The organism is Chamaesiphon sp. OTE_20_metabat_361 (assembly GCF_031364565.1).
In genome coordinates this window covers 1-5,039 of sequence record NZ_JANLWO010000697.1, presented here as the reverse complement: position 1 = coordinate 5,039, position 5,039 = coordinate 1, and the positions used below count along the sequence as shown (strand labels likewise).

8 protein-coding genes are annotated in these 5,039 nt (G+C 45.4%); 3 read left to right on the top strand and 5 right to left on the bottom strand.

Translation table 11 applies throughout. The annotated features are described in order from the left end of the window. Positions 1–86: 86 nt before the first annotated feature. Positions 87–1,286, bottom strand: coding sequence for an NF038122 family metalloprotease (locus tag RMO35_RS19680; protein WP_309743412.1), 1,200 nt, complete (start codon positions 1,284–1,286; stop codon positions 87–89). A gap of 91 nt (positions 1,287–1,377) precedes the next feature. On the opposite strand from RMO35_RS19680, the gene RMO35_RS19675 reads away from it, so the two are divergent. After that, positions 1,378–1,515: a hypothetical protein gene (locus tag RMO35_RS19675; protein ID WP_309743410.1), complete on the top strand. Its 138-nt coding sequence runs from the start codon at positions 1,378–1,380 to the stop codon at positions 1,513–1,515. A 3-nt stretch (positions 1,516–1,518) separates the two neighbouring features. On the opposite strand, the gene RMO35_RS19670 is transcribed toward RMO35_RS19675, so the two are convergent. The 3 genes from RMO35_RS19670 to RMO35_RS19660 form a co-directional block, all read right to left on the bottom strand. Beyond that, complete coding sequence (locus tag RMO35_RS19670) at positions 1,519–2,697, bottom strand: NF038122 family metalloprotease (protein ID WP_309743408.1); 1,179 nt, start codon at positions 2,695–2,697, stop codon at positions 1,519–1,521. A gap of 195 nt (positions 2,698–2,892) precedes the next feature. Next, positions 2,893–3,102, bottom strand: a complete 210-nt coding sequence (locus RMO35_RS19665) for a chlorophyll a/b-binding protein (RefSeq protein ID WP_309743406.1) — start codon at positions 3,100–3,102, stop codon at positions 2,893–2,895. 77 nt (positions 3,103–3,179) lie between these two features. Continuing rightward, positions 3,180–3,389, bottom strand: coding sequence for a chlorophyll a/b-binding protein (locus RMO35_RS19660; protein ID WP_309743404.1), 210 nt, complete (start codon positions 3,387–3,389; stop codon positions 3,180–3,182). A 195-nt stretch (positions 3,390–3,584) separates the two neighbouring features. On the opposite strand from RMO35_RS19660, the gene RMO35_RS19655 reads away from it, so the two are divergent. Beyond that, the gene (locus tag RMO35_RS19655; protein WP_309743401.1) at positions 3,585–3,851 is read left to right on the top strand and encodes a MoaD/ThiS family protein; all 267 of its coding nucleotides are present in this window, start codon (positions 3,585–3,587) and stop codon (positions 3,849–3,851) included. A gap of 175 nt (positions 3,852–4,026) precedes the next feature. Here RMO35_RS19655 and RMO35_RS19650 read toward each other — a convergent pair whose 3' ends face one another. Next, a complete protein-coding gene (locus tag RMO35_RS19650; protein ID WP_309743399.1) occupies positions 4,027–4,443 on the bottom strand; it encodes a hypothetical protein in 417 nt (138 codons plus the stop codon). Positions 4,444–4,458: 15 nt separating this feature from the next. Here RMO35_RS19650 and RMO35_RS19645 point away from each other — a divergent pair. Then, a partial coding sequence (locus RMO35_RS19645) for a hypothetical protein (protein ID WP_309743397.1) occupies positions 4,459–5,039 on the top strand: 581 nt, incomplete at its 3' end.

Genomic DNA, 5,039 nt, shown 5'->3' with positions numbered 1-5,039 from the left:
GGTGAGGGCTGAGGTTTGTGGGTTGTACCAACCGGATTTGGTATCATACCTCAATCCAGCAATGCCTATTTTCTCAACCTCGATCGCTACTCAATCGCATTAGCATCAACAACAGCTCCTGACAACTGCTGTCTGCGCTTGAGCACCATTTTGATGCCAAAGGCAGTCAAAATCATCGTTCCGATTAGATTTGACGGTTCGGGTACGTTAGTTGCTTCAGCCCGCGCGATCGTAGTTATCGAACTGAGATCGCTAGTCATACCAGCGCTAACTAGAGTATTACTCACTGTCCGATCCCAACCGATCGCATCGAGCGCCCGTCGATCGTTTTCGCTAATTTGTAATGACTCACCTGCTGCAATCGTCGGATCTAGGATTCCTAACCCTAAATTATCTTGCCAATGACTGTTTTGACGACCATCGCCAAAAATCTCACCAGTTGAAAAAGCAGCTATTTTTGTGTTGCCACCGTCTAGGGAAAAGTATTTCTCGCGCTTATCTGCCGTCCAATCGATCGCGTTGACATTTTTACTATCATTAGAATAACGAAATAAATCTAACATGCTGACATAATCGAGTCGATCTTCTGGCTCATAATTTGGGGCACCAGTGCGATCCAAAATATCCACGCCGCTCATAAAACCTAGCGCGTGACCGATCTCATGAGTCGCAATTCCGACAAAATCAAAAGCACCTGCGGTAATGCCGTCGCTTCGATTGAAATCCCACACAAATGTATTATTAAAAGCGATCGAGGCATCAATATTATTACTATTATTTTCTAAGCCTAGAGCTTTGGCATTAGCAGTAGTAAGATTAATTGTTTGATTATTTGCATTGCCATTATTATCTAAATAAGGGATGGCACTACCAACTCCATAAGGACTATTTGCCGTCCGATTGAGCAATAAATTAACTGCCGATCCTTTGGAGAGACTATTAACTGCCGTATTGTCATCGGCGGAGGTACGATCGCGAGTAACCGCATTATAGACTCGATCGTATGAATACAATCCAATCTGAGAACTAGCTTCTCCCAGGGTTCCTGCTCCTAAAGCTGCGAAATTGATATCGATATTAACAGTTACATTGTCCTTAAATAACGAAGACCACTGTGCGCCTGCGGCGGTAAATCCATCGATCGCTAGTTGTGATGTTCCAGCAGCAGGTGCAAAATTAAAAGTCAAAGCATTGGCTGGAATCGGACTCAAACTACCAATACTTCCAACTACTGTAATACCCGCGCCAATAATTGTTTGCTTGAGTTTGACAACATGTATTTTCATTGTTGTAGTTGTTGATGTGTATTGTTCAAAGCAAAATTCTCGCTATTCGCACAAACTTAACTACTAATTTGCGTGTAACTTTCACGCTACCTTGAGTTCTGTAAGCTGGGAATTTTTAAATTACAAGATATTTTGCAATGCGGATATCTTAGCTCACATCGAGGACGATCGATCGAAAATTCCCCAGCCCTCTTGGTTGAAGCTAGCTGGGGAAGATCGATCGACTTAAATTTTAGATTGTTTTGGTAGTGGATTTAGCACGTTGCTGCCTGCGCTTTTGAATCAGCTTAAACCCAAAGACCGCACCAATTGCTGTCCCGATGAAATCAGCAGGTTCGGGCACTGCTGTCGCTACCGTAGCTCGATTCCAACCAATGACATCAAATGCTCGTAAATCATTTTCAGAGACTGTCAATATTTCGCCAGCAGCCGTAGTCGGATCCATAATCCCAATGTCTAAATTATCTGACCAGTGGCTGGCTTGACGAGGGCAGAGCAATGTTCCACCGGGCGTACAAGTATCTCGACCAAAATTTACACCTCTGGCAAAAGAAGCAATTTTGGTCAGTCCGCCATCTAGCGAGAAGTATTTATCTCTTTCATCAGCAGTGAAATCGATCGTGCGACTGGTATTGAGCGTAATATCGTTACTTAGCGCAGAATAACGAAATAGATCTAGTGTTCGCAGAAAAGTACCGTTTTCCGCAATTGCGCCATTTGCGTCGTCTAGTCCATCCACACCGCTAATGAATCCTAGTGCGTGACCGATTTCATGAGCGGCAACTCCGACAAAATCAAAAGTACCAGGTGTGATGCCATCGCTGAAATCGAAATCCCAATTAAATGCGCTATTAAAAACAATATTGGCGTCTTCAGTACCATCAGGAATTAAGCCTAGAACTTTAGCATTGGCATTAGTCATCGCCACTCGACGGTTGTTGGCACCGCCATCGTTATCTACATAGGGGGTGGCACTAGCAGATCCACTTGGCCGATCTATCGTTTGATTGATGAGGATATTAAAATTAGATCCTGACGATAGACTATTGACTGCGGCAGTATCATCAGCCGATAACGGATTGCGGTGACTCGCCAAAGCATTAGCAACAATATTGTAGTTATAGACAGGATTGGTAGTATTCGCATATCCCAGCGTACTAGCACCAATATCCCGATCTTGGTAATTAATCGTAAAATTGAGCGTTACATCGTTGGTAAACAGTGAAGACCAAATTGCCCCTGCATCTGTGAATCCTTGGTACACCTGCGAACCAACAATTACGCCTGTCCCTGCCGTAAAATTAAACGTCAAGGCATTAGCTGGAGTCATTGCGCCACTGCTACCAATTCCAGCCAAGGTAATACCCGTCATCACAGCTACCTGCTGAAGTTTTTCGATGTAGGTCTTCATCAATTATAGTTATTCATAATATTCGCTAACCTATTATCGTGGTGTCTCGATCGTTTCACCACTGTGATAACACTCGTGTCATAAATCGATAATTCACCACGTATGTAATTACACGCAAAAAACGCGACAGCCAAACAGCTATCGCGAGAAAATAAGATAAGAAAACTAGAGTGAGACGATCGTACTGATGAAGAGTTACAGATTGGTAATAAAACCGACGATGCCGTGTCCGGTCAAAACTTCTTGGATTAATAATGCAACGAAGCCGATCATTGCTAGCCGACCATTGAGCTTCTCTGCGTAATCAGTCCAGCCAGCTTGAGGCCCCTCGGTAGTATACATTTTTGGTTCGATGGCGAAGTTGTTCTCTCTGCCGTCGTTGTCGATGAATGTTTTACCTTGCATAATTAATTCCTTGGTTGAGTAGTGCTATAAATGTTTTTTGTGTAAACTAACAGATGAGTAGCTACTATAATTTGTAACTACAGACCAGTGATGAAACCGACGATGCCGTGTCCAGTCAGAATTTCTTGGATCAGTAGAGATACAAAACCAATCATTGCCATCCGACCGTTGAGGGTTTCTGCGTACTTAGTCCAACCAGCTTGAGGGCCTTCTGTGACGTACATTTTTGGCTCGATCGCGAAGTTGTTCTCTCTACCGTCGTTGTCGATGAATGTTTTGCCTTGCATAATCTTTAGGTCGAGCTAGTCGCTCTATAAATATTTAGTTATGTAAACTAATATAACGATATCTTTACAAAAATGCAAGTTTTTTGTAAACAAACTTGTCACAGATGCAATAAAATTCGCCCGATTGCTATCACAGAGTCGATCGCAGCTCTATCTGTCAAATGTAAATTTTCGCTCCCATCCCCCATCTCTGCCATGAACGAGCGCCAAACTGATATCACTGTCACGATCGAGCTGTTTGCGATCTATCAGGAGACCTTTGGGCGGGAAGAAATATCTTACCGATTCCCACCAAATACGCCAGTGAAGGCGGTGTTAGACCGGATGATTGCCGAGCGACCAAAATTAGCGCAATGGCGCGAGGTGACGCGATTTGGCATCAATCTAGAATTCGTCGATCCCGAGACAATCGTTCGCGATGGCGACGAGATTGTGTTGATTCCACCTGTTAGTGGGGGGTAGGGGGTAAGGGGTAATGGGTAATGGGTAATGGGTAAGGGGTAAAGATAGCTTTTGGATGGAGATCCTAGTCGATCGAGGAGAGTGAGTAAACCTCCTGCAAAAGTAAAAATGCAATCTTTTTGGATACTGTTTTCCCCTATTCCCTATTCCCTATCCCCTGACTTACGCAGGAAGTCTAGTGTTTGCTGGCGAGTCCGGAAGGGTGAATGTGCCAGTGGCGATCGATCGCTTGCCAATGATAGGCACTGAGGGGTTGGAGCTTGCTGGTAAAGATCTCGATGGCACAGCCACCCCGGTAACACTGCTGAGCGATCTGCTCTAAGAACATCGTCCGAAACGTATACTCGATGACTGCATCACCTTGGAGCAACATTAATTGAAGTGTGGCGGCAAGTCGATCGATTCGGGCTTCGATGCCTTCACAAATTGTATCTACAGCAAAATCAGCGAACTCGGCAATGTCTAACGCGATCGGGCGATCGATTTGCGGACTCCAAGATGCTAAGTGGAGATCCCATTGCGTCTGAAAAGCGGGAAACTCTTGGAGAATAATCTCCATACAATTGGTACGATCGATCTGAATATAGTCCATATACTACTAGTTCTGATGACTAATCACTTAAATGAGGCGATCGCGCTACTCCAGTCAGCTACCAAAAGTCTAACAGAACTAGCGACCGTACCCGCCGATCGACAACCATTGAGAGAGACGGTTGCTACCACTGTAGACCAGATTCAGCGCGCCCTAGCCGAGCTAGCGGCAGCGATTAATCCTCCCTCGTTAGACAAAATCCCCCCCGAACTCCTCACCAAAGCCGATGGCTTGGGGATTCCGTTGGATGATATTGAGGTACGTGTTGCAATTACAACACATCATCTGAGCCAATTCATCGGCATTCTCAATGAAATCGAGCAGCGATTTGGAGAAATCCGTCGCGTGCGGGAATACTTATTAGTAAGGCTGCCAGACATCCCGATCGAACAACTCGGTTCGCGGCTGCCAGTCTATACTGCGGCTGACTTTGAGTGGACCCAAGCCCGCCTGTCGCCCGCTGAATTAGCGGCACTGCGGGCAAAATATCAGATCGATCGCTTGTTGCAGCAGCCACCCCGACATTCTGCTGACTTGTTCGCCCAGATCGAATCTGCCGATCGCGCCTGGGAACAAGCGCGTGCCCAGAGACAGTC

Bases quoted from the DNA above. Each gene is read 5' to 3' on its own strand.
- RMO35_RS19660 (WP_309743404.1), bottom strand. From the start codon at position 3,389: ATGCAAGGCAAAACATTCATCGACAACGACGGTAGAGAGAACAACTTC.
- RMO35_RS19665 (WP_309743406.1), bottom strand. From the start codon at position 3,102: ATGCAAGGTAAAACATTCATCGACAACGACGGCAGAGAGAACAACTTC.
- RMO35_RS19680 (WP_309743412.1), bottom strand. From the start codon at position 1,286: ATGAAAATACATGTTGTCAAACTCAAGCAAACAATTATTGGCGCGGGT.
- RMO35_RS19670 (WP_309743408.1), bottom strand. From the start codon at position 2,697: ATGAAGACCTACATCGAAAAACTTCAGCAGGTAGCTGTGATGACGGGT.
- RMO35_RS19650 (WP_309743399.1), bottom strand. From the start codon at position 4,443: ATGGACTATATTCAGATCGATCGTACCAATTGTATGGAGATTATTCTC.
- RMO35_RS19655 (WP_309743401.1), top strand. From the start codon at position 3,585: ATGAACGAGCGCCAAACTGATATCACTGTCACGATCGAGCTGTTTGCG.